The sequence below is a fragment of the Pseudomonas sp. THAF187a genome (assembly GCF_009363395.1).
Lineage (GTDB): Bacteria > Pseudomonadota > Gammaproteobacteria > Pseudomonadales > Pseudomonadaceae > Aquipseudomonas > Aquipseudomonas khazarica.
Genome location: NZ_CP045349.1, coordinates 627,642 through 647,836, shown reverse-complemented (window position 1 = coordinate 647,836; position 20,195 = coordinate 627,642). Strand labels below are relative to the sequence as shown.

The following is a 20,195-nucleotide window of genomic DNA, read 5'->3' as shown; positions in this document are numbered from 1 at the left end:
GATGCGCCGGCCGCTGGCGAGCGACTATGACCCTCAAGCCGCGAGCATACGGCAGTCGGGTCAAGCCCGCAGCAGCGTGGGCATGGCTGGCGCCAGGCCCACTGCCGGCATCACTTGTTGCGGATTTTCTCGACGATGGCCGTGGTGGAGCTGTTCTCCACCAGGCCGAGGACACGGACCTCGCCGCCATAGGCCTGGACGATGTCGGCGCCCACCACCTGGTCGACGCCATAGTCGCCGCCCTTGACCAGCACGTCCGGCTGCACCTGCTTGAGCAGGCGCTCCGGGGTGTCCTCGCTGAAGCTCACCACCCAGTCCACCGCACCGAGGCCGGCGAGCACCGCCATGCGACGGTCGACGGCGTTGATCGGCCGGCCCGGGCCTTTCAGGCGACTGACCGAGGCGTCGTCATTGATCGCCACGATCAGCCGGTCGCCCTGCGCGCGCGCCTGCTCCAGGTAGGTCACGTGGCCGGCATGGAGGATGTCGAAGCAGCCGTTGGTGAAGACGATCCTCTCGCCATGGGCACGCGCGTCCTCGATGGCGATGAGCAGCTGGTCCAGGCTCAGCACGCCGCGCTCGGAACCCTCCTCGCGCTGGACCGCGCGGCGCAATTCCGGAGCGCTGATCGCCGCCGTACCCAGCTTGCCGACGACGATGCCCGCTGCGAGATTGGCCAGGGCCACGGCATTCGGCAGCTCCTCGCCGGCGGCGATGGACGCCGCCAGGGTGGAGATCACGGTGTCACCCGCGCCGGTCACGTCGAACACTTCGCGGGCACGCGCCGGCAGGTGCAGCGGCGCATGCTCCGGGCGCAGCAGGGTCATGCCATGCTCGCCACGGGTCACCAGCAGGGCGCCCAGTTCCAGCTCGCGCATCAGCCTGGCGCCCTTGCTGACCAGCTCGGCCTCGTCGACGCAACCGCCGACGATGGTCTCGAACTCGTGCAGGTTGGGGGTGATCAGGCTGGCGCCGCGATAGATGGAGAAATCCTTGCCCTTGGGGTCGGCCAGCACCGCGATGCCGCGAGCACGCGCCAGCTGGATCAGTGCCTGATGATTCTGCAGTGCGCCCTTGCCGTAATCGGAGAGCACCAGCACCTTGACCCCGGCGAGCAACTGCTCGACCTCACGCGCCAGAGCCGCGCTGTCGGTATCGAAAGGCTCCTCGAAGTCCATGCGCAGCAGTTGCTGGTGGCGGCTCATCACCCTCAACTTGACGATGGTCGGCTGCTCGTCGAGACGCTGGAAGTGGGTTTCCACGCCCACCCCACGCAGGCTGTCGCTGAGGCTGTCGGCGGCTTCGTCCACACCGGTCACGCCGACCAGCAGGGCACGCGAGCCGAGCGCCGCGATATTCAGGGCGACGTTGGCAGCGCCACCGGGACGATCCTCGATCTGGTCGACCCGCACCACCGGCACCGGCGCCTCCGGAGAGATCCGTGAGGTACCGCCATGCCAGTAGCGATCGAGCATCACGTCGCCCACCACCAGAACGGCGGCTTGGTCATAGCGGGGCATGGTCAGTTTCATTGCGGCTCCAGAAGGGGAGAAAAACGGGAAAAATCATAGCATGACCAACTCGGGGCACGACTCAGCGCTGGCGTACCCAGAACAGCTCGTGCCGGCGCACCGCCTTGCGGAAGAACTCGTCCTCGCCCGTGGCGGGCCAGCGACGCCCGGCCAGCAGCCGCTGGATCAGGCGGCGCAGGCGCTTCTTCAGCGGCAGCGCACCCTGCAGGTCATGCTGCAGGGCCAGCGCCATGGCCTTGTCCAGCTGCCGCTCGGCATCGAGCGACGGGCTCCACAGGCGATCGGCCGGCAGCGCACTGATCGCCGGTGGCAGGGCGATGCCCGTGCCCGCCGGGCCCATCGGCCAGCGGTCGTTGTCATGCAGGTGGTTGGCGTACAGCAGCAGGGTCTGCGGCTGCCAGCGAGTCTGCGCGCAGGCCTCGAGCACGGCGCGCGTGCTGGCGACGTGATCGTGATGCGGGTCCAGCTCCGGGTGCGGGGTCAGCAGCACCTCGGGGCGGTAATGCTCGATCACGGCAGCCAGATCGGCGATCAGGTTGTCCCAGGTCGGCTGGCCGTCGGCATCGGCGGGCAGAGACAGCGGATTGTGCCGGCGCACGCTGCGCACATCGCATTCGCCGGACTCGCGCGAGGCGAACGGCGTCTGCGGCTGCTCGGCCATGGCGGGCAGTTGCAGGCAGTAGTAGCCAAGCTGGACGCAGCGCGCCTGCATCACGCCCCCCCAGAGCGGCGCGGCCAGGCTGTCCCAGGCGCGCAGGCGGCCCTTCAGGCGGGCCGCAGCGGCCTGGTCCAGGCCCAGGCGCTGGTACCCCTGCGCCTCGATCTCGCCCTGAGTCAGGGTGACGATGGCCGTCTCGGACGAGCGGCTGTACTGACCGAAAGCCGCCAGTTCGGCGTCGTCGGCATGCGGCGCGATGATCAGCATGCGCTGCGCGGCGAAGTCGGGATTGCGCATGGCATGCAGGCGCAGCCCGGCGCCGATGCGACAGAAGCGCGGGACGATGCTCAGCCCATGCGCCTGTTGCCCGGACAGGTTGAGGTAACGCCGCCCCGCCACGCCACGCTCGAAGTCCTGGCGGTCATCGCCGATCCGCACGTGGGGATCGAGCCAGCGCCCGAGCCAGGTCGCCTGCAGGCGCAGTTCGAGCAGCAGGGTGTCGTAACCCGCGAGATCGGCCTCGACCTGCAACGCACCCTGCTCGATACGCACCGGCACACTGACGCAATCGGCCGGGAAGTCATACTGGTAGTCATCACGCGGCGAATAGAACAGGTGATCGGCGAACCAGGCCTCATGCGCGATCCAGCCCAGCACCATGAGCAGTGGCGGCAGCCACCAGGCGACGAAGACGCCCAGCAGCGCCAGCGCCAGCAGGGCCAGCAGCAGGGCCGTGCGCTTGTTGCGCCGGTGGCGTTTGAGCAGTTGTTGCTTGCGTCCGTTCATCGCCTCACACCTGATAGACCGGCACCCGGTTGCACCAGCGGTCCTTGTACTCGCGATCGGCGCGGCCGAAGGAGTAGCGCAGCGGCTTGCCCAGCGCCCGCGCCTGTTCCCACTCGTGCTGCGTGTTGACGAAGCTGAGCACGCTGCCGGGGCTGAACTCGCGCTGCTGCGGATCGACCCCGCCGTTGATGTACTCGAGGCTGACCCACTGCGGCGCCTCCACGCGATAGAGCACCTGGATCGCCACCGGCTCGTCATTCAGGTAGATCAGCGAACCGGTCATGAACTCGCGCAACAGGCCGAACACCTCGGCCAGGTGATCCTTGCCCGTGGCCTCGAAACCCCAGCGACGCTGGAACAGGTCGGCGTAGATGCGTGCCTGCTCCTGCGCGGTCAGTTCCAGCATCGGCCTGATCACGCCGCCCGCCTCTTCCAGCAGGCGCTGTTCGCGACGCTGGTTGTAGCGGAATTTCTTGCTGTACTGCTCCGGCTCACGCGCCAGCGCCAGGCCCTCGGGCTGCTCGCTGACACCGAGAAGCCCGGCGGCGTTCAGTTCGGACAGGTAGCGCGCACGGTGGCGTAGCGCGACCTGTGCGCCAGCCGCCAGCGGCAGGATGATTTCGGCATTGCCCAGATCGAACAGGCCGCGCTTGCCGCGTTGCTTCAGCACATCCTTGGACAGGGCCAGGTGCCGCCCCCAGGTGGCGATCGCCGCATGCAGCTGGCCATCGACCTGCCAGCCCAGGTAGCGCACGGCAATACCGGCCAGTCCGGCCAGCCGTGCCACCACCTCGGGATGCGTCGCCACGCTGCCGCCGAAACGCGCCCACGCGTCGGCATAATCGGCTGCCGAAATCGGCGCCCAGCCCCGTTCACGCCAGAATTGCAGATGACTCAACATCAGGCGTCGTGCTCGTCAGTGACGACCGCATCGCCTTCTTCGAACTGCTTGGCATGCAGACGCGCGTAATAGCCATTCTGCGCCAGCAGTTCGGCGTGACTGCCACGCTCGACGATCTGCCCCTGATCCATCACCAGGATCAGGTCGGCCTTCTCGATGGTGGTCAGACGGTGCGCAATGACCAGCGTGGTACGCCCCTGCATCACCTGATCCAGCGCGGCCTGGATATGCCGCTCGGACTCGGTATCGAGCGCCGACGTGGCCTCGTCGAGGATCAGCAGTGGCGCATCCTTGAGCAGCGCGCGGGCAATGGCCAGGCGCTGACGCTGGCCACCGGAGAGCAGCACGCCGTTCTCGCCGACCAGGGTGTCGTAACCCTGGGGCATTTTCTCGATGAACTCGGCGGCATAGGCATCGCCCGCCGCCTGACGCACGGACTCCAGTGGCGCACCGGCCAGGTCGCCATAGGCGATATTGTTGCGCACGGTGTCGTTGAACAGGGTGACGTGCTGGGTCACCAGCGCGATGTGCCGACGCAGGTTGCGCAGGGTGTAGTCCTCGACGTCCAGGCCGTCGAGCAGGATCTGCCCCTGCTCGTGGTGGTAGAAACGCGGAATCAGGTTGGCCAGGGTCGACTTGCCACTGCCGGAGCGGCCGACCAGCGCCACCATCTGCCCGGGCTCGGCGACGAAGGAGATGTTTTCCAGCACCGGTTTCTCGGTGCCCGGATAACTGAAGCTGAGGTCACGCACCTCGAGCCGGCCGCTGACACGCTCACGCGCTTGCGTGCCATGATCGACCTCGGGTTCCTCGTCGAGCTGCTCGAAGATGCTCTCGGCGCCAGCCACGCCCTTCTGGATGGTCGAGCTGACCTCGGACAACTGCCGAATCGGCTTGGGCAGCAGACCAGCCAGGGTGATGTAGGCCACCAGGTCGCCCGCCGACGAATCGCCGCGCAACCACAGGACGAGGAACATCAATACGGCCATGGCGCTGTAGATCACCAGTTGCAGCGATGGCGTATAGACGGCGCCTGTGCGGACCATCTTCAACTGCTTGCTCCGGTTCTCCTCGCTGGCATCGAAGAAGCGCTGTTTCTCGTAGTCTTCGCCACCGAAGCTGCGCACCACGCGATAACCCTGGATGCTCTCGGACGTCACATGCGTGACGTCGCCCATGCTGGTCTGAATCTTCTTGCTCTGCTTGCGAAACTTCTTGCTGGTACTGGTCACCATCAGGCCGATGATCGGCAGGATCGCCACCATGACTAGGGTCAGCTTCCAGTTCATCCACAGCAACGTGGCAAACAGGAAAATGACCGTCATCCCCTCACGCACCACGACCTTGATCGCATCGGTGGCCGCACCGGTGACCATGGTCACGTTATAGGTGATCCGCGAGATCAGGTGCCCGGAGTTGTGGTTATCGAAATAGCGATTGGGCAGGGTCAGCAGGTTGTTGAACAGCGCGATACGCAGGTCCTGCACCAAGCCCATGGAAACCTTGGCCAGATAGTAGTTGCCCAGGAAGGAGCCGATCCCTTGCCACAGCGCGATCAGGACGATCAGCAGGGGCACCGCCTGCAGCAGCTTGAGATGCGCCAGCCAGGGCGCATGCTCGAGCATCCAGGGCACCCCGTCGAACAGGCTGGCCTCGGGGTTGGACAGACCATCGACGAAATACTTGAGGATATAGCCCAGCATCGGCTGGGTGGAGGCGAAAACCAGAAAGCCAAGAATACTGATGGTGAACAGGCCCCAGTAAGGAACCACGTAGCGCAGCAATCGCAGATAGACCTTCGTACTGGATTGCTGGGTAGAATTGACCATTCGATAAGCCCCGTACGACTGGCTAGAGAGATGAAATGCGGATTGTAACAGCGAACGAATTACAAGACTGGCTGAGCCAGGGGGATGTGCTGGAAAAAGACAGCCATGGCCCCAAGGTCATTCGCCTGCCGGATGGCGAACTGCTGAAGATATTCCGCAGCCGGCGCACTCCGCTGCTGGCCCGCTTGCGTCCCGACGCTCTGCGCTTCGCCGAACGCGCCAGCCGCCTGCAAGCATTGGGCATCCAGACTCCACGGATTTGCGAGTGCGCCTGGATCGACAAGGACAAGATCATCAGCGCCTGCCTCTACCAACCCCTGCAGGGCCAGCCGCTGGACCAGCTGTTCCGCAGTCAGCGCAGCGAGTTCGATCTGCTGCTGCCACAGCTGGCCGCATACATCTTCAAGCTGCACCGCCTGGGCATCTACTTCCGCTCGCTGCACCTGGGCAATATCCTGCGCACGCAGGAGGGTGACTTCGGCCTGATCGATTTTCTCGATCTGCGCTTCAAGCGCCGTCCGCTGGGACGCATGCTGGTGCGCCGCAATTTCACTCATTTGCAGCGCTATCTGCAGCGGCGAAAAGTCGAGAATTTCCCCTGGGATGAACTCATGCGCCACTACGACGAAGCGAGCAGATCGTCCAGCTGATCCAGGCTCAAGCGAGGAACCAGGCTCGCAGGCAGGCGACTGTCGTTGGACAGTGTGAACATCCGGTAGTCCTGGCAAACCACGCGCTCAGCGACCAGTTCGAAGCTGGGCAGAATGTAGTCGACATAGTCCTCATCGAGTCGGCTGGGCAGCGCCGCATCGCCCTGTTCGTAGAATCGCCCCTGCCCCCCCATGTCCAGCCCGACCAGCACCACGTTGCGAAAGCCGAGGTGGTAGGCCAGCTGCATGGCCGCGTAGGGAATGGTACGACCGCCGAAATACCCCTTGGTCATGTTGCGGCTGAAACCGATGCGATTGGGTTTCTGCCGCAGCAGTGAAAAGCGGCACTCCAGATCGGGGTCCTTGCGCACGCTCCATGCATATCGGCGATCGGACAATACCGCGCCATCCAGGGGCCGGTTGGTGCGCCGCATCACGCAGACCGAGTGCCCCTCGATGGCTTCGGGAGCAGACTCCAGAAGCACTTCAAGCGCCCCGGTACCGAGCGCCGCATGCTCGGCCAACTCGATACCCTGACGCACCAGCGGGAGGCGCAAACGTACGAATCCGCGATCATCACAGAGGTAGAACAGCGGGCGAACACCCGCTTCGGCAAACCGCACGATGGAACCGTTCACCGCCACCATCGGCACATGCCGATAACGCTCGAGCGGGAAATCGGCGGCCGACGGTCCGGAGGCCAGCACGATCAACGTGCCCGAGTACTTCCCACGGCACGCCTCGAAGGGTTTCCCGTCATCCCAGATTTCGAGCAGACGCTGCTTGAGCAAAAGGCTGTTGTCCATATCTAGCCCCTTTGCCGGCCTGAATCCTGGCGCTGCAAAGCGACCCATGCCATGCACAGGAACAGCGGCAACCACAGGCAGAACCACTCCTCACGGGGTTTCACCCAAGGCCCCACACCATCGGTGAACAACGCCAGCATGGCGAAGCAGAGCAAGGTGCAGAGCATGCGCCCCAATTCTGTATCCCGGGCCCGCCATGCCTTGATCAGCGCCAACCCGTGAAGCAGCAGCCAGGCGAACAAACCGGGCAAGCCCAATACCACGGCGATATGCAGATAGATATTGTGGGCATGCTCGTAGGACCTGTGCAGAGCCTCGACCGGCAACAGGTAAGGCGTGCCGAAGCCTAGCCCCAGCCAGGGACTGGACTCGATCTTGAGCAGCGCCTGGGCCATCAGTTCGGGTCGATAGGAGAAACCGCGCTGCAGCACAAGCTCGGGGAACGCCCAGAGCAACGACGCCGCTGCGACGATACAGACCAGGCTCAGCAGCCATTGCCAACGCTGCCCGGACCATAGCGGCGATATCAGCAGTACCAGCAAGGCAGCGACCCACGGCCCTTTGGACTGGCTGAGCACCAGAATGGCGGCGTAGCCCAGAAGCGCCACGAACCATAGCCCCCCCTGCAACGGGTGCGGTAGATGACGCCGCAGATAGAGCAGCAGGATGCCCATGACGCCAAATAGCTGGGCGCCGAGGATGGGGTGATTGACCAGGGCTGTACCGACAGCCCGCTCAGAGAAGCCTCGCCCCTCAACGCCATAGAACATGACCAGGCTTGCCCATGCCAGCATGCCCACGAGCAGCGCCGACAGCGCCAGCAGGCGCCAGAGCAGCGCTGGCGCGATGCAGGCCAACGCCATCAGTGCATTGGCCGCCAGCAGCACATAGAGGAATATCTTCAGTTCCTTTGGAGCGACAGGCACGCCCGCCCAGGTGAAGGAGAGCGCCGACCAGGCTCCAAAGACCATCAATACTGCGCTCATCGGCTGCAACCACGCACGGATGACGCGCGCGTCGCTGAGCAGGGCCAGGACGCCTGGCACCCAGAACAACAGGATCACGCCCTGCTGATAAAGCTTGCTGGTCGGCAGCAGCAGCATGCCGACCAGCCACCACAGCAGCCCGGCTCCCAGCCAGGTCTTCAGCCACCACTGCTTCTGCACGACTACCTGCATCACCGAACCTGTCCGATCAAAATGCTGCATAACGAATACGACTCCACAGACGACGCAGCGCTTTGCGTGTTTTGAACTCAGGTTTACGCTCCACGGCCTCGATATCGCTCATATCCAGCAAGCGCTGATAGGCCAGCACAGGAGTGACCAGAAAGCTGCGAACCTCTGGATGCAGGGTTTCGGAGTAGTACCAGTCGATCGGCAGGCCCGAGCCCTCTGCCTCATCGAGAATGCGCTGATACAGACGCTCGTGTACCAGATATGCGTGTCCGAGCCGGATGCGTCCTGCATCCAGCAGGTTTGCGGAGAAACGGCGCAGGCGCCCGCCTTTCTTGTAGGTTCCGCCCAGGTAGAGCATGTCCCAATCGTGCGACTGCATCTGCCTGGCCACACGCCGCAGCACCGGTAGGCTGTAGGGCTCGAACTCACAGTCATCCTCGAGGATCAGCACATGTGGCCAGCCGGACGCCTGAGCAAGACGAATGATGCCCAGATGACTCTGGGTACACCCCCAGGTCGAACGCAGCTTGGCGGCCAGACGTTCGCTGTCGCCATCGACACGCTTGAGAAAGTCACGCAGGCCGGCCAACTGTGGCTGCTCGACAATATCTGCCGGCGGCCGCACTGCGGAGAAACGCTGGATGTTGCCGTTCACGCCCATCCGCTCAAATTGCGCCTGCATGGCGGCCCAGCGATCGGTACGCGAATCCAGGTTTATCACCTGGACATGTTCGAAGAAGGGCCAGCGCTCTGCTACTTGGGTCAAAATCCGCTCCTAGAGGTTGGCAGGGTGTGCTTCAAGGGTGACAGTCCGGAGCTCCGCTGACAGTGAATTGCCGTCATGCAGTCGCTGCAACGCATCCAGCGTACTGGCGAGTCCGCCCGCCCCGTGCGCCAGGTGGAACTCGGCAAAGGCTCGCGACTGCTCCAGCGCCTGACCGAAGTCAGCTTCGATGCCCAGCAGACGCTGCTCGAGCTCATCCTCGGCGCGAATGACCGGGCCGAAGAAGCGCTGTTGCTGAAAGATGTCCTGCTGCCCGCCCAGGTCGACGCAGAGCACGGGGCGTCCAGCCAAGGCGGCCTCGATCACGGCATTGGAGAGGATGTTCACCACTACCGAAGCTCGCTTCAACGCCGCAGCCAGGCTGCAGTCGGCGCCGAGCAGTTCGACATTGGCAGTCGCTTGCACCACGCCCAGCCAGAAGGGTGCCTGGCTGCGCGGATGCGGCTTGACCAGAACCCGGTACTCGGGATGGCGGCGCGCCCAGCTGGCCAGCAGAGCGTAGGTCTGCTGATAGGCCGATTCCTTTTCCTTGTCCGGGCCCACGCCCAGGATCAGCAGGGTGCGAGTGGCCAGGTCCGGCGCAGGCATCACATAGCTATCGTCGATCATGTGCGAGCCCACCAGCACGGCAGTCGAGCTGCCGAAGCGCAACATGCGGGCCTGCAGAGCCTCCAGCGAACTCTGGCCGAACAAGAAGTAATAATCGTAGTCGTTCATGCCCAGTCGGCGTGAGCGTTCTACCGTGGTGGCATGGGCCAGGTGCACCAGCAAGCCACCGCTGGCAGCGAGCGCGAGACGCAGAAAGGGCGCGTACAGGCTGCCGTTGCGGTCATTGAGCAGGACACGCGGCTGATGATGTTGCACGAGCCATTCGGCATGCGCGGCCATGCCGAAGTATCGGGTCGGGACGGCATGACGCGGCCTCTTGAGCAGGCGTTCCCGCAGGATCGTCCTGGGCGGGCGCAAGGCCGTTTCCAGCAAGTGGTAGCCACGCCCCCGTACCCCCTCGATCAGCAGCTTCTTGCGCTGGAAGGCGATGACCTTGGGAGCGGACTGCAGCAGCAGGAAATCGCAGGACTCGATGTCGACGGACGCCGCCAGGCGGTACTTCGCACGCAGGCCGAACCACCAGTCACCCAGTGCCTCACGCGCGAACCTCAGGGCACTGCCGAGCAGACTGTGGCGCTCGCGCAACAGCCTCCAGCGATATCGGTCCAGCGCACGGGCTTTGACGGCCCAGGGGTTGAGTGTCATATCGATCTCAGTAAAGCATCGCCCGCAACGACGGCAGGGACCAGAAACGTTCACGTACAACCGCATCGCTGAATCGCTGCTGCAAGTGCACATGCATGCGCTCGCGCAGCGCTTGCAGGTCGCTGATCTGTGCCTGACGCCCAAGCACCTCCGCCAGTTCGCTGGCAGCGCCGAGTGGAAATAGCTCGCCCACCTCCCGCAGCACTTCGCTCCCGCCACCGCAATCGGTGCCGACCACCGGTACGCCAGCCGCCATCGCCTCCAGCAACACCATGCCGAACGGCTCGTGGTCGGAGGTCAGGGCGAACACGTCGAACGCCTTGAAATAGCGCCGGCCGTTGGCCACCTGGCCAAGAAAGCGCACGGCATCGCTGACACCCAGTTCGGCCGCCAGGGCCTTGAGCTGAGCCTCCAGCCGGCCACTGCCCATGATCGCCAGCAAACTGCCGGCAGGCAGTTGCGGCAATGCCTGGGCGAAGCCGCGAATCAGCGTGGCCTGGTCCTTGTCCGGATGCAGGCGACCGACGTTGCCGACCACCCAGGCGTCCGCCGGCAAACCCAGATGCTCACGGGCCTGCTCGCGGCAAACCTGTTCGGCCTGCACGGCCGCGATGTCGATGCGGTTGTACAGGGTCTCGATACGCTCGGCTGGCCAGGAAGGCAGGCAGGCGCGCATGTCGTCGCGTACGGCGTTGGACACGCCGAGCAGGCTCAGGCGCTTGCGCAAGCAGTTGGCGAACAGCTGTCGGGAGCGCCGCTTGTAGTCGCCGAACGCATGGTGCACGCCGATCACCGGCAACGCACTGCCCAGCAGCGCGACGTAGATCGGCTTGAAGCGGTGCGCGATGCACAGGGCGAAGTCGCGCGAGGCCGCGATGCGGCGGAAATCACGGATCGCACCCAACTTGAGGCCACGGACCTGCGCGCTGGAATAGTCGAGGAAGATCACCTCGTCGGAGGCCGAGCCGCGCTCGACCTCGGCCGAAGGGGCGCCGGTCAGGTAGACGGTGCAGACCTTGTACGGCGTGCCCTTGAACAGCACCGCGTATTGCCGCGCGCAATCCAGAAACGGGCCGTCATAGCCGTGACAGAACTGCAGGACCCAGCGCTGCGCCGGGCCCGGGGCCTGTTCAGACGCCGTCATACCAGTCCTTGCCGTCCTTGACCACGAGGATGTCTTCCATGATCAGGTACTGCAGGTCCGAGCCGTAGAACATGTTCAGGGCATCGGTCGGCGAGCAGATCATCGGCTCGCCGCGACGGTTGAGCGAGGTGTTCAGCGACACGCCGTTGCCGGTGAGTTTCTCCAGCTCCAGCATCAGGTCGTACCAGCGCGGGTTGTACTGGCGCTCCAGCACCTGGGCACGCGAGGTACCGTCCTCGTGCACCACTTCGCCCACACGCTCCTTCCACTCTTCGTTGACCTCGAAGGTGAAGGTCATGAACGGGCTCGGGTGATCGACCTTGAGCATCTTCGCCGCCACGCTGTCGAGCATCGACGGGCAGAAGGGTCTCCAGCGCTCGCGGAACTTGATCTGCTCGTTGATGCGGTCAGCCACGCCCGGCACGCTCGGGCAGCCGATGATCGAACGCCCGCCGAGGGCGCGTGGACCGAACTCCATGCGGCCCTGGAACCAGGCCACCGGGTTGCCGTCGACCATGATCCGGGCGATGCGCTCCGGGGTGTTGTCGATGCGCTTGAACACCGGCTGGTGCGGGTGCCTGGCGCAGGCGGCGATGACGTCTTCGTTGGAATAGGAGGGGCCGAGGTAGACGTGCTCCATCTTCTCCACCGGCACGCCGCGCTGGTTCGACACGTAAGCCGCCGCACCGACGGCGGTCCCGGCGTCGCCGGAAGCCGGCTGCACGAACAGCTCCTTGACGTCGTCGCGGGCGATGATTTTCTGGTTCAGCTTGACGTTCAGCGCGCAGCCACCGGCGAAGGCGATCTTGCCGGTTTCCTTGAGGATGTCGCCGAGGTAGTACTCCATCATCTGCAGCGCCAGCTTCTCGAACAGCGCCTGCATGCTGGCAGCGTAATGGATGTAGGGGTCGTCGGCGATGTCGCCCTCACGCTTCGGCCCGAGCCACTCGATCAGCTTGGGCGAGAAGTAGTAGCCCTTGCCGTTTTCCTTGTAGCGGCGGAAACCGATGACGTTGGCGTACTCGGTGTTGATGATCAGCTCGCCGTTCTCGAACTTGGCCAGGCGCGAGAAATCGTACTTGGCGGCATCGCCGTAGGGCGCCATGCCCATGACCTTGAACTCGCCGTCGAGCATCTCGAAACCGAGGTATTCGGTGATCGCGCCATACAGGCCGCCGAGCGAGTCCGGATCGAAGAACTCCTTGATCTTGTGGATCTTGCCGTTCTCGCCGTAACCGAAGAAGGTGGTGGCGTACTCGCCCTTGCCATCGATGCCGAGGATCGCGGTCTTTTCCGTGAAACCCGAGCAGTGATAGGCACTGGAGGCGTGCGCCAGGTGGTGCTCGACCGGCTCGATCTTGACCTTCTTCAGGTCGAAGCCGAGCTGCACCAGGCACCACTCGATACGCTTCTTGTAGCGCTTGTAGCGGCGATTGCCGAACAGGATCGCATCGAGGGCGCGATCCGGCGCGTAGGCGTAGCGCTTGGCGTACTGCCAGCGGGCCTTCTCGAAGATGCTGATGGGGGCGAAGGGAATGGCCACCACATCGACGTCAGAGGGCTTGATACCCGCCTGTTCCAGACAGAACTTGGCCGACTCGTAGGGCATGCGGTTCTTCGCATGCTTGTCGCGCACGAAGCGCTCCTCTTCCACCGCCGCGATCAGTTTGCCGTCGATGTACAGCGCGGCGGAGGGATCGTGACTGAGGGCGCCGGACAGGCCGAGAATGGTCAATGCCACAGGTTTGAGCCTCTAATTCGGGCAGGTGCCGGGCACCTGCGGTAAACGTTGGTCGAGCAACTGGTGCAAGGCGGAGTCCGCCGGCCAGTTGCGCAGGAAACGGGCGCGGTCGCGGGCATAGGCCCGGGCGAAGCTGCGCGCACTGCGATGTTGCCGCATGGCATCCAGGTCGATCAGCGACCAGGCGCCCTGCACCTCATCCCAGAACAGGTTGTGCCCCTTGAAGTCACCGTGACTGATGCGCTCACGCAGCATCGCCGCGAACAGTCGATCCAGCGCCAGCAACTCGATTTCCGGGGGCGTTGCCTGCTGATATGCCTCGAAACGCGCGATTATATCCTGCCCACCACAATAGTCGGTAATCAGGTACGCACGTCCACGCAGCCAGCACCAGCGGCGCTCGATCACCGCCAGCGGCGTCGGCGTGACGATGCCCAGCAACTGCAGGCGATTGCCCTCGCGCCAGCTGTGCCAGGCACGGCTCGGACGCCAGAAGCGCTTGAACCAGTGCAGCAGGTTCTTCACGTTGTAGCGCTTGACCACCAGCGGCCTGCCATCGACATCGACGCGCGCCACCGTGGCCGCGCCACCCGTCTTGTAGATATGCCCGCCCTCGATGCGTGCATCCAGCTCGGCCAGCAGCGGCTGCAGGGCCGGCTCGGCCTCACGGCGCAGCACGCGCAGGCCGAAGGCGCCAATGCGCGCGGTGAACAGGCTGCACTCACGCGCCGCCTTTCTCAGGTAGTCACGCAGGCGCCAGCGGCGCACCTTGGCCACCTCGGCCTGGAGCATCTCCAGCGGCAGCGCGTGTTCGCCATTGGCCAGCAGGTAATGGATCAGCAGCTCCTCGAGGCAGGGCTCCAGCTCGGCCGGCAACTGGGCGAAGAACACTCCCAGGTTCTCCAGCACACGCGCCCGTGACAGCGGCTGACCCGGCGTCTCGGCGCACACCCCACCGCCGTCGATCAGGTACAGGCTGCCGTCATGGCGCAACAGGTTGTCCAGATGCAGGTCGGCCTGCCACAGGCCTTGCGCATGCAGGCTGCCGACCGTCGCCAGCGCCTCCCCCAGCACCGCCTGCTGCGCATCCGTCAGCACCGGTTCGGCGGCGACGGCCTGCCAGGCCGACCACAGGCTTTGCGCCCCCGAGAGATACTCGAACAGCAACCAGCCGCCCTGCCCCTCGACGAAGCCATGCGCCAGCAGCGCCGGCGTCGGCAGCCCCTGCCCGGCCAGCAGGCGGGCGCCATCCAGCTCGCGCTGATAGTGGCGCTGCGCGCGACCACCAACCAGCAGCTTGGCCAGCACCTCGCGCCCTTGCCAGGTGGCCACGCCCACGTAGCGCTGGCCCGGCAGCACCCGCAGCCACTCGCTCACCTGCACGGTGGTATCGGCCATCTGCACCTGCAGCGGCAGTGCCGGCGTGCGTCCAGCCTGGCTCAGGTCCCGCAGCGACATCAGCGCGCCTCCTTGTAGCGCTTGCGCGCTTCCAGCTGATACCACCAGGTGTCGACGCTTTCACTGTGGCCCAGGTACGCCGCCAGCAGGGTGCGGACGTTCGCCTCGTTCCAGACGCTCGCGCGACGCAGCAGCGGTTCCAGGTCCTTGATCCGGTCGCGGCGGCCGAAAAGCAGCGGGCGGGTCTTCTCCAGATCGATCAGCTGCGCATCGAAACCGCCCCCCTGCTCACGCAGGAAGATGTGCTTGGGGTAGAAGCAGCCATGCATCTGCCCTGCCCGGTGCAGGACACCCGCCAGGTCGCCCGTGGCCCGCAGGATCGCATTCTGCTGCGCCGCACCCAGCGTCGGCCATTGCGCCAGCCAGCCGTCCAGATCCTGCCAGCCATCCAGCGCACGCGTCAGCAGGATCGCGCGGCGCTCGCCGGGCATGCGCCGCTCGCCGAAGAAGGCGGCCTGCAACGCCGGAATCGCCAGCTCGGCGTAACGACGGATGTTGCGGAACTCACGGGCGAAGGTCGGCTCTCCCCATGGATGCAAGACGCTGCGCGTCAGGTGGTTGCTCTGCCGCTTGAGGTAGAACGCCCGCTCACCCAGCTCCAGTCGATAGACGCTGCTCCAGCCGCCCCGCTCGGTGTTCGGTTCATCCACGGCCTCCAGCTTCAACGCCCAGAGCGCATCGAAACTGGCCAGACCATGCTGCTCGAGCAGCACGCGATCCTGCTGCGAGACGAAATCCGTCATTCCCTACCCTCGAAAAATTTCAACACCTGACGCAGGCGTTGCTTGTCGCGTGCGCCGAGGCGGTCACGGCCACGGTACTGCAGATAGAAACGCAGGCGCTGCGTTCGCGACAGCACGCGCTTGGCCACCTTGTCGAGGCAGGCCAGGTCCTTGACGATGCGATAGCGCAGCAGGGGCCCCCACCAGAAGCTGCCGGTGGGACAGTCGATGAAGAACAGCTCGGCCTTCTCGTTGACCAGCAGGTTGCGCCACTTCAGGTCATTGTGGGTGAAGTGGTGGTCGTGCATCACCCGGGTACTGGCCGCCAGCTGCCGGCTGACTCCCCTTACCCAGGCGCCATCCTGCAGCCGCGGGTCACCCTGATCGGCCATCAGCGCGAGGTCCTGGGTGTTCTCCAGCTCCCGGGTGACCAGCGCGCCGCGCACGAACGCGCCGGCGTTGCGCTCCAGGCCATGCGCGACGATCGGCGCCGTGGGAATGCCCCACTTGGCGAAGAGCTTGAGGTTCTGCCACTCCGCCTTGACCCTGGGCCGGCCGAGATAACGGCGCAGGCCCTTGCCTGCGCCCCAGTAACGCTTGACGTAGAAACGCACACCTTCACGCTCGATCCGCACGACCTCGGACAGAGGGTCCCTGGTCAGTCGCTCCCCCTCGATCGCGAACACCGCCGCCAACGAACCGAAGTCCTTGGACAGGCCCTGATAGTCCGTTGCCAGGTTCCAGCCAGCCATCAGAGGGCATCTCCATAGCGCTGCTTGCGCTCATACAGTTTCGCCGCCTTGCGCTCCAGCCAGGCGAGCAGGCGCGCTTCGTCGCGCAGCACCTGGCGCAGCGGGCGCTGGAAGTAGGTGCGCAGGAAACGCAGCTTGTCGCGGCGGGTCAGACCGATGTCCAGAGCCGAGAAATACAGGGCAGCCAGGTCCTTGTCGCGCCAGCGGCGCGGGGTTCGCTCGCGCACTTGGGCACGATGCAGGTCGATGACCGACAGGCGCAGGTCGCCCGCCTGGATCGGCCGGTCGGTGTGCAACAGGAAGTGGCAGATATAGCAGTCGCGGTGATTGACCCCGGCACGGTGCATGGTACCGGTCATCTGCGCCACTTCGCGGATCAGCGCCCACTTGAGTTCGGGCCGGGGTGGCTGCTGCGCCCAGTTGAGGCTGAGCTGCTCCAGATCCACGGTCGGCGCCAGCTCCTCGGTGATGATGAACGAGTGCTGGCGGGCCGGGTTGCTGCCGCGCTCACCGTAGGCCACCGCCGTCATGGTCGCCACGCCGGCTTCGCCGAGGCGCTGGATCGCCTGCCACTCCTGAGCGGCGCCCAGTACGGGGGCCTTGGCGGTCAGCAGGTTCTTGACGATCTCGCCCCAACCGATGCCGCGATGAATCTTGACGAAATAACCGCGGCCATCGACTTCGGTGCGCAGCGTACGGCGCCCGTCCAGCTCGCGGTAGACCTGCCCCTGCAGCGCCTCGACAGCAGCGAAGGCGTCACGGTTCGCCCACAGGCGCTTGAAGGGTTCGGCGAGAATCAGCTTCACGGGCACCTCGGGGCCAGGATCACATCCGCAGCCTTCTGCGGCATGGAATAGAGGTCGGCACTGTCGGCATAGGCCAGGCCGTTGCGCCCCCAGAACGCGCGGCGCTCGGGGTCGGCCAGCATGTCGGCCAGGGTGCGATTGAGGCGCTCCTGCTCGAAGGGGCTGGGCAGCACCCGCCCGCAATCGGCCTCGGCGATGTAGTGGGCGTAGCCACAGACATCGGTGACCAGCACCGGCAGACCGGAAACCAGCGCCTCCAGCAGCACGGTCCCGGTGTTCTCGTTGTAGGCCGGATGGATCAGCAGGTCGGCACCGAGCAGGAAGCGCGGGATGTCACTGCGCCCCTTGAGGATCTGCACCTGGTCGGACAGGCCCAGGGCCTTGACCTGCAGCAGGAAGGGCTTGGGGTCGTCCTGGCCGATGGCGATCAGTCGGGTGCGCTTGCGCAGCTCCCGCGGCAGCGCGGCCAGCGCCTTGAGGCTGCGGTCCAGGCCCTTGGTCTTGAACCCCGAACCGATCTGCACCAGCAGCAGGTCGTCGTCGCCCAGCTGAAACTCGCGGCGGAAGTCCGCACGCATCTCGGCGGCGTTCGCCGGCGCCCGGCGATCCTGGGCAATACCGGGCGGCAGCAGGTGGAAACGCTGCAGCGGGGTCTTGTAGTGCTTGATGAACAGGGGCTGCTGCACCTCGGAGATCATCAGGATCTCGGTCTTCGACTCCGGCGCGAATACCGCGCGTTCGTAGTCGGCGAAGTGCTTGTAGCGCCCCCAGCGCCGGTAGATCGGATTGCGCAGGGTCTGCGCCTTGCCCTCGAAGCAACCATCGGCGGCGTAGTAGACGTCCAGCCCCGGCATCTTGTTGAAACCGATCACCCGGTCGACCGGATCACGCGCCAGGTCGGCCTGCAGCCAGGCGCTGAACTTCTCGTTGCGACGGTGGTTGAACAGTGCCCGCACCGGCGCCACGCGCACGTCGAAGCCTGCGGGAGTGTCGCCTTCCCAGATCGGGGTGTAGACACGAATGGCGTGGCCGCGCGCCTGGCACTCCAGGGCGATGCGCATGAAGTCACGCTGAAGCCCGCCGAACGGGAAGTACTTGTAGAGAACGAAGGCCAGCTGCATAGCCGCTCCTTAAAGGGTGCCAGGAGGCGCCAGCAGCAGTGCCTCCAGTTCCAGGCCGACACGCTCGGCGCCCAGGCCGTCGAAGCAGGGCTTGTCGCGATCACCGCTGCCCGCGCCCGGGCCACTGGCACACAGATGAATCTGGCCACGGCCATAGGCGCCGACCTTGCCCGGCAAGGTCGGCCCGTAAAGGGAAATGTTGGGCACATCCAGCGCCGCCGCCAGGTGACCCAGCCCGGTGTCGACGGACACGCAGGCACTGGCCCCGGCGATCACCTTGGCCACTCCGGCCAGGTTCAGCTTCGGCAGCACGGCCGCATGCGCGAGCCCGGCGGCGATGCGCTCGGCACGCGCCTTCTCGGTCGCGCTGCCCCAGGGCAGGCGCACCGCCCAGCCCAGTTCGTCCATGCGTTCGGCCAGCGCGCGCCAGTCGGCCTCAGGCCAGTGCTTGCTGGCCCAGGTGGTACCGTGGAGAAACACCAGATAGGACGGCGCCGCAGCGTCCATCAGCGCCGCTCGGTCGAGGCCGTAGTCAGCGCTGCCCGATGGCAGTGCATAACCCAGCGCCTTGGCGAACAGCTGGCGCACTCGTTCCAGGGCATGCTGGTCCTTGGCCACCGCGTAGCGACGATCGTAGAAGCGGCTGGCCAACGGCTCCCGCGCCGAATCACGATCCAGCCCGGCCACGGGGGCCTGCACATAGCGCGTCAACCAGGCGCTCTTGAGCAGCCCCTGGGCGTCGATCACCAGGTCGTAGCGGGTCTCGCGCAGGCGCTGCTTGAAGCGTGCCCACTCGCCACTGCGCCAGGTGCGCAGCGGGTGCTTGCGCCAGCGGCGGATGGCCACCGGAATCACCTGGGACACGGCCGGATGCCAGGCAGGAATCTCGGCGAAGCCTTCTTCCACGACCCAGTCGAAGCGGATACCGGGGATGGCGCGAGCCGCATCGGTCAGCGCCGGCAGGGTGTGTACCACGTCGCCCAGCGACGACGTCTTGATGATCAGTACCCGCAAGATCAGTCGCCCTCGACCAGGGTCAGGGTTTCACCGACCAATCGTTCCAGCGCCTCGATCACCGGGCGCGGCTTGAGTTCGCGCAGGCAGTTGTAGTGCCCGTAACGGCAGGTACGTTCGAAGCAGGGGCTGCATTCCAGGCCCAGACGGACGATCTCGACACGATCGGCCAAAGGCGGAGTGAAACCGGGCGAGGTGGAACCGTAGACGGCCACCAGCGGGCGATTCAGTGCCGCAGCCACATGCATCAGCCCGGAGTCGTTGGACACCACCGCCGTGGCGGCGGACATCAGGTCGATGGCCTCGGCCAGGCTGGTCTGCCCGGAGAGGTTGCTGACCTCCTCGCGCAGCCCGGGAATCAAGCGCATGCGGATGTCTTCGCCACCGGCATGGTCGTTCTTCGAACCGAACAGCCAGACCTGCCAGCCCTGGCGGATCTTGACCTCGGCGACCTTGGCGTAGTGCTCCGCCGGCCAGCGCTTGGCCTCGCCGAACTCGGCGCCGGGGCACAGCGCCAGCACCGGACGATCCAGCTGCAGGCCGAACTTGGCCAGCGCCTGGCCACGGCTGGCCTCGTCGATCACCAGGCGTGGCTGCGGATAGGGCTGCGGCAGCTCGGCGCCCGACTCGAAGGCCAGCGCCATGAAGCGCTCGATCATCAGCGGATAGCGCGCCTTGTCCAGCGTGCGGATATCGTTGAGCAGGCCGTAGCGCATCTCGCCCTTCCAGCCCGTGCGCCTGGCGATGCCGGCAAACCAGGGCACCAGGGCGGACTTCAGCGAATTGGGCAGCAGAATGGCCTGGTCGTACTGACCGGCCAGCGACTTGCCGATGCGTCGACGCACGCCCAGATCGAGCACGCCATGGCCCAGCGGCAGGCTCAGCGCCGCACGTACCTCGGGCATGCGCTCGAGTATGGGCCGACTCCAGTCCGGCGCCAGCACGTCGATCTCGCACGCGGGATGACGCTGTTTCAGGCACTGGAACAGCGTCTGCGCCATCACCATGTCGCCCACCCAACTGGGCCCAACGATCAGTATCTTCATATCCTTTCCAGAA

The 20,195-nt window shown here is 65.4% G+C and carries 18 protein-coding genes; 1 reads left to right on the top strand and 17 read right to left on the bottom strand.

All coding sequences use genetic code 11. The features are described from left to right. Positions 1–110: 110 nt before the first annotated feature. From hldE to msbA, 4 genes are all read right to left on the bottom strand, one after another. Positions 111–1,532: a bifunctional D-glycero-beta-D-manno-heptose-7-phosphate kinase/D-glycero-beta-D-manno-heptose 1-phosphate adenylyltransferase HldE gene (gene hldE / locus FIV02_RS02980; RefSeq protein WP_152487753.1), complete on the bottom strand. Its 1,422-nt coding sequence runs from the start codon at positions 1,530–1,532 to the stop codon at positions 111–113. 61 nt (positions 1,533–1,593) lie between these two features. Then, positions 1,594–2,976 (bottom strand): PIG-L deacetylase family protein, encoded by a 1,383-nt coding sequence (locus FIV02_RS02975; protein ID WP_152487752.1) that lies wholly within the window; start codon positions 2,974–2,976, stop codon positions 1,594–1,596. A gap of 4 nt (positions 2,977–2,980) precedes the next feature. Next, the gene (locus tag FIV02_RS02970; protein WP_150607858.1) at positions 2,981–3,877 is read right to left on the bottom strand and encodes a GNAT family N-acetyltransferase; all 897 of its coding nucleotides are present in this window, start codon (positions 3,875–3,877) and stop codon (positions 2,981–2,983) included. Continuing rightward, on the bottom strand, positions 3,877–5,706 hold the full coding sequence (msbA, locus tag FIV02_RS02965) for a lipid A export permease/ATP-binding protein MsbA (protein ID WP_152487751.1): 1,830 nt from the start codon (positions 5,704–5,706) through the stop codon (positions 3,877–3,879). Before msbA ends, FIV02_RS02970 begins: the two co-directional genes overlap by 1 nt. 35 nt (positions 5,707–5,741) lie before the next feature. Here msbA and FIV02_RS02960 point away from each other — a divergent pair, with 35 nt between their 5' ends. Then, positions 5,742–6,356: a lipopolysaccharide kinase InaA family protein gene (locus FIV02_RS02960; RefSeq protein ID WP_152487750.1), complete on the top strand. Its 615-nt coding sequence runs from the start codon at positions 5,742–5,744 to the stop codon at positions 6,354–6,356. Here FIV02_RS02960 and FIV02_RS02955 read toward each other — a convergent pair. From FIV02_RS02955 to waaF, 13 genes are read right to left on the bottom strand one after another with little or no spacing between them, the layout of a single operon-like run. Then, a complete protein-coding gene (locus tag FIV02_RS02955; RefSeq protein WP_152487749.1) occupies positions 6,326–7,162 on the bottom strand; it encodes a lipopolysaccharide core biosynthesis protein in 837 nt (278 codons plus the stop codon). The two genes, FIV02_RS02960 and FIV02_RS02955, sit on opposite strands and share 31 nt — an antisense overlap. Before the next feature lie 2 nt (positions 7,163–7,164). Continuing rightward, entirely contained in the window at positions 7,165–8,370 is a 1,206-nt protein-coding gene (locus FIV02_RS02950; protein WP_152487748.1) for an O-antigen ligase, read from the bottom strand. After that, positions 8,357–9,106, bottom strand: coding sequence for a glycosyltransferase family 25 protein (locus FIV02_RS02945; RefSeq protein WP_218952900.1), 750 nt, complete (start codon positions 9,104–9,106; stop codon positions 8,357–8,359). Before FIV02_RS02945 ends, FIV02_RS02950 begins: the two co-directional genes overlap by 14 nt. A gap of 9 nt (positions 9,107–9,115) precedes the next feature. Then, on the bottom strand, positions 9,116–10,378 hold the full coding sequence (locus tag FIV02_RS02940; protein WP_152487747.1) for a capsule biosynthesis protein: 1,263 nt from the start codon (positions 10,376–10,378) through the stop codon (positions 9,116–9,118). Between the two features lie 7 nt (positions 10,379–10,385). Beyond that, positions 10,386–11,522: a glycosyltransferase gene (locus tag FIV02_RS02935; protein WP_152487746.1), complete on the bottom strand. Its 1,137-nt coding sequence runs from the start codon at positions 11,520–11,522 to the stop codon at positions 10,386–10,388. Next, positions 11,509–13,263 carry a carbamoyltransferase gene (locus FIV02_RS02930; RefSeq protein ID WP_037054904.1) on the bottom strand — a complete coding sequence of 585 codons (1,755 nt, stop codon included), beginning with the start codon at positions 13,261–13,263 and terminating at the stop codon, positions 11,509–11,511. Before FIV02_RS02930 ends, FIV02_RS02935 begins: the two co-directional genes overlap by 14 nt. Before the next feature lie 12 nt (positions 13,264–13,275). Next, complete coding sequence (locus FIV02_RS02925; protein WP_152487745.1) at positions 13,276–14,721, bottom strand: lipopolysaccharide kinase InaA family protein; 1,446 nt, start codon at positions 14,719–14,721, stop codon at positions 13,276–13,278. Then, positions 14,721–15,464 (bottom strand): lipopolysaccharide kinase InaA family protein, encoded by a 744-nt coding sequence (locus tag FIV02_RS02920; RefSeq protein WP_152487744.1) that lies wholly within the window; start codon positions 15,462–15,464, stop codon positions 14,721–14,723. The genes FIV02_RS02925 and FIV02_RS02920 overlap by 1 nt, the downstream gene beginning before the upstream one ends. Continuing rightward, complete coding sequence (locus FIV02_RS02915; RefSeq protein ID WP_152487743.1) at positions 15,461–16,195, bottom strand: lipopolysaccharide kinase InaA family protein; 735 nt, start codon at positions 16,193–16,195, stop codon at positions 15,461–15,463. Before FIV02_RS02915 ends, FIV02_RS02920 begins: the two co-directional genes overlap by 4 nt. Then, positions 16,195–17,001 carry a lipopolysaccharide core heptose(I) kinase RfaP gene (gene rfaP, locus FIV02_RS02910; protein ID WP_152487742.1) on the bottom strand — a complete coding sequence of 269 codons (807 nt, stop codon included), beginning with the start codon at positions 16,999–17,001 and terminating at the stop codon, positions 16,195–16,197. The genes FIV02_RS02915 and rfaP overlap by 1 nt, the downstream gene beginning before the upstream one ends. Continuing rightward, the gene (locus FIV02_RS02905; RefSeq protein WP_152487741.1) at positions 16,998–18,122 is read right to left on the bottom strand and encodes a glycosyltransferase family 4 protein; all 1,125 of its coding nucleotides are present in this window, start codon (positions 18,120–18,122) and stop codon (positions 16,998–17,000) included. Before FIV02_RS02905 ends, rfaP begins: the two co-directional genes overlap by 4 nt. A 9-nt stretch (positions 18,123–18,131) precedes the next feature. Further along, entirely contained in the window at positions 18,132–19,136 is a 1,005-nt protein-coding gene (gene waaC, locus FIV02_RS02900) for a lipopolysaccharide heptosyltransferase I (protein ID WP_152487740.1), read from the bottom strand. Between the two features lie 2 nt (positions 19,137–19,138). Further along, on the bottom strand, positions 19,139–20,182 hold the full coding sequence (waaF, locus tag FIV02_RS02895) for a lipopolysaccharide heptosyltransferase II (protein ID WP_152487739.1): 1,044 nt from the start codon (positions 20,180–20,182) through the stop codon (positions 19,139–19,141). Positions 20,183–20,195: the final 13 nt, after the last annotated feature.

Coding starts and splice junctions, on each gene's coding strand:
- FIV02_RS02950 (WP_152487748.1), bottom strand. CDS start 8,370: ATGCAGCATTTTGATCGGACAGGTTCGGTGATGCAGGTAGTCGTGCAG.
- FIV02_RS02925 (WP_152487745.1), bottom strand. CDS start 14,721: ATGTCGCTGCGGGACCTGAGCCAGGCTGGACGCACGCCGGCACTGCCG.
- FIV02_RS02975 (WP_152487752.1), bottom strand. CDS start 2,976: ATGAACGGACGCAAGCAACAACTGCTCAAACGCCACCGGCGCAACAAG.
- FIV02_RS02920 (WP_152487744.1), bottom strand. CDS start 15,464: ATGACGGATTTCGTCTCGCAGCAGGATCGCGTGCTGCTCGAGCAGCAT.
- FIV02_RS02935 (WP_152487746.1), bottom strand. CDS start 11,522: ATGACGGCGTCTGAACAGGCCCCGGGCCCGGCGCAGCGCTGGGTCCTG.
- hldE (WP_152487753.1), bottom strand. CDS start 1,532: ATGAAACTGACCATGCCCCGCTATGACCAAGCCGCCGTTCTGGTGGTG.
- waaF (WP_152487739.1), bottom strand. CDS start 20,182: ATGAAGATACTGATCGTTGGGCCCAGTTGGGTGGGCGACATGGTGATG.
- FIV02_RS02960 (WP_152487750.1), top strand. CDS start 5,742: ATGCGGATTGTAACAGCGAACGAATTACAAGACTGGCTGAGCCAGGGG.
- FIV02_RS02955 (WP_152487749.1), bottom strand. CDS start 7,162: ATGGACAACAGCCTTTTGCTCAAGCAGCGTCTGCTCGAAATCTGGGAT.
- FIV02_RS02905 (WP_152487741.1), bottom strand. CDS start 18,122: ATGCAGCTGGCCTTCGTTCTCTACAAGTACTTCCCGTTCGGCGGGCTT.
- msbA (WP_152487751.1), bottom strand. CDS start 5,706: ATGGTCAATTCTACCCAGCAATCCAGTACGAAGGTCTATCTGCGATTG.
- FIV02_RS02940 (WP_152487747.1), bottom strand. CDS start 10,378: ATGACACTCAACCCCTGGGCCGTCAAAGCCCGTGCGCTGGACCGATAT.
- FIV02_RS02915 (WP_152487743.1), bottom strand. CDS start 16,195: ATGGCTGGCTGGAACCTGGCAACGGACTATCAGGGCCTGTCCAAGGAC.
- FIV02_RS02970 (WP_150607858.1), bottom strand. CDS start 3,877: ATGTTGAGTCATCTGCAATTCTGGCGTGAACGGGGCTGGGCGCCGATT.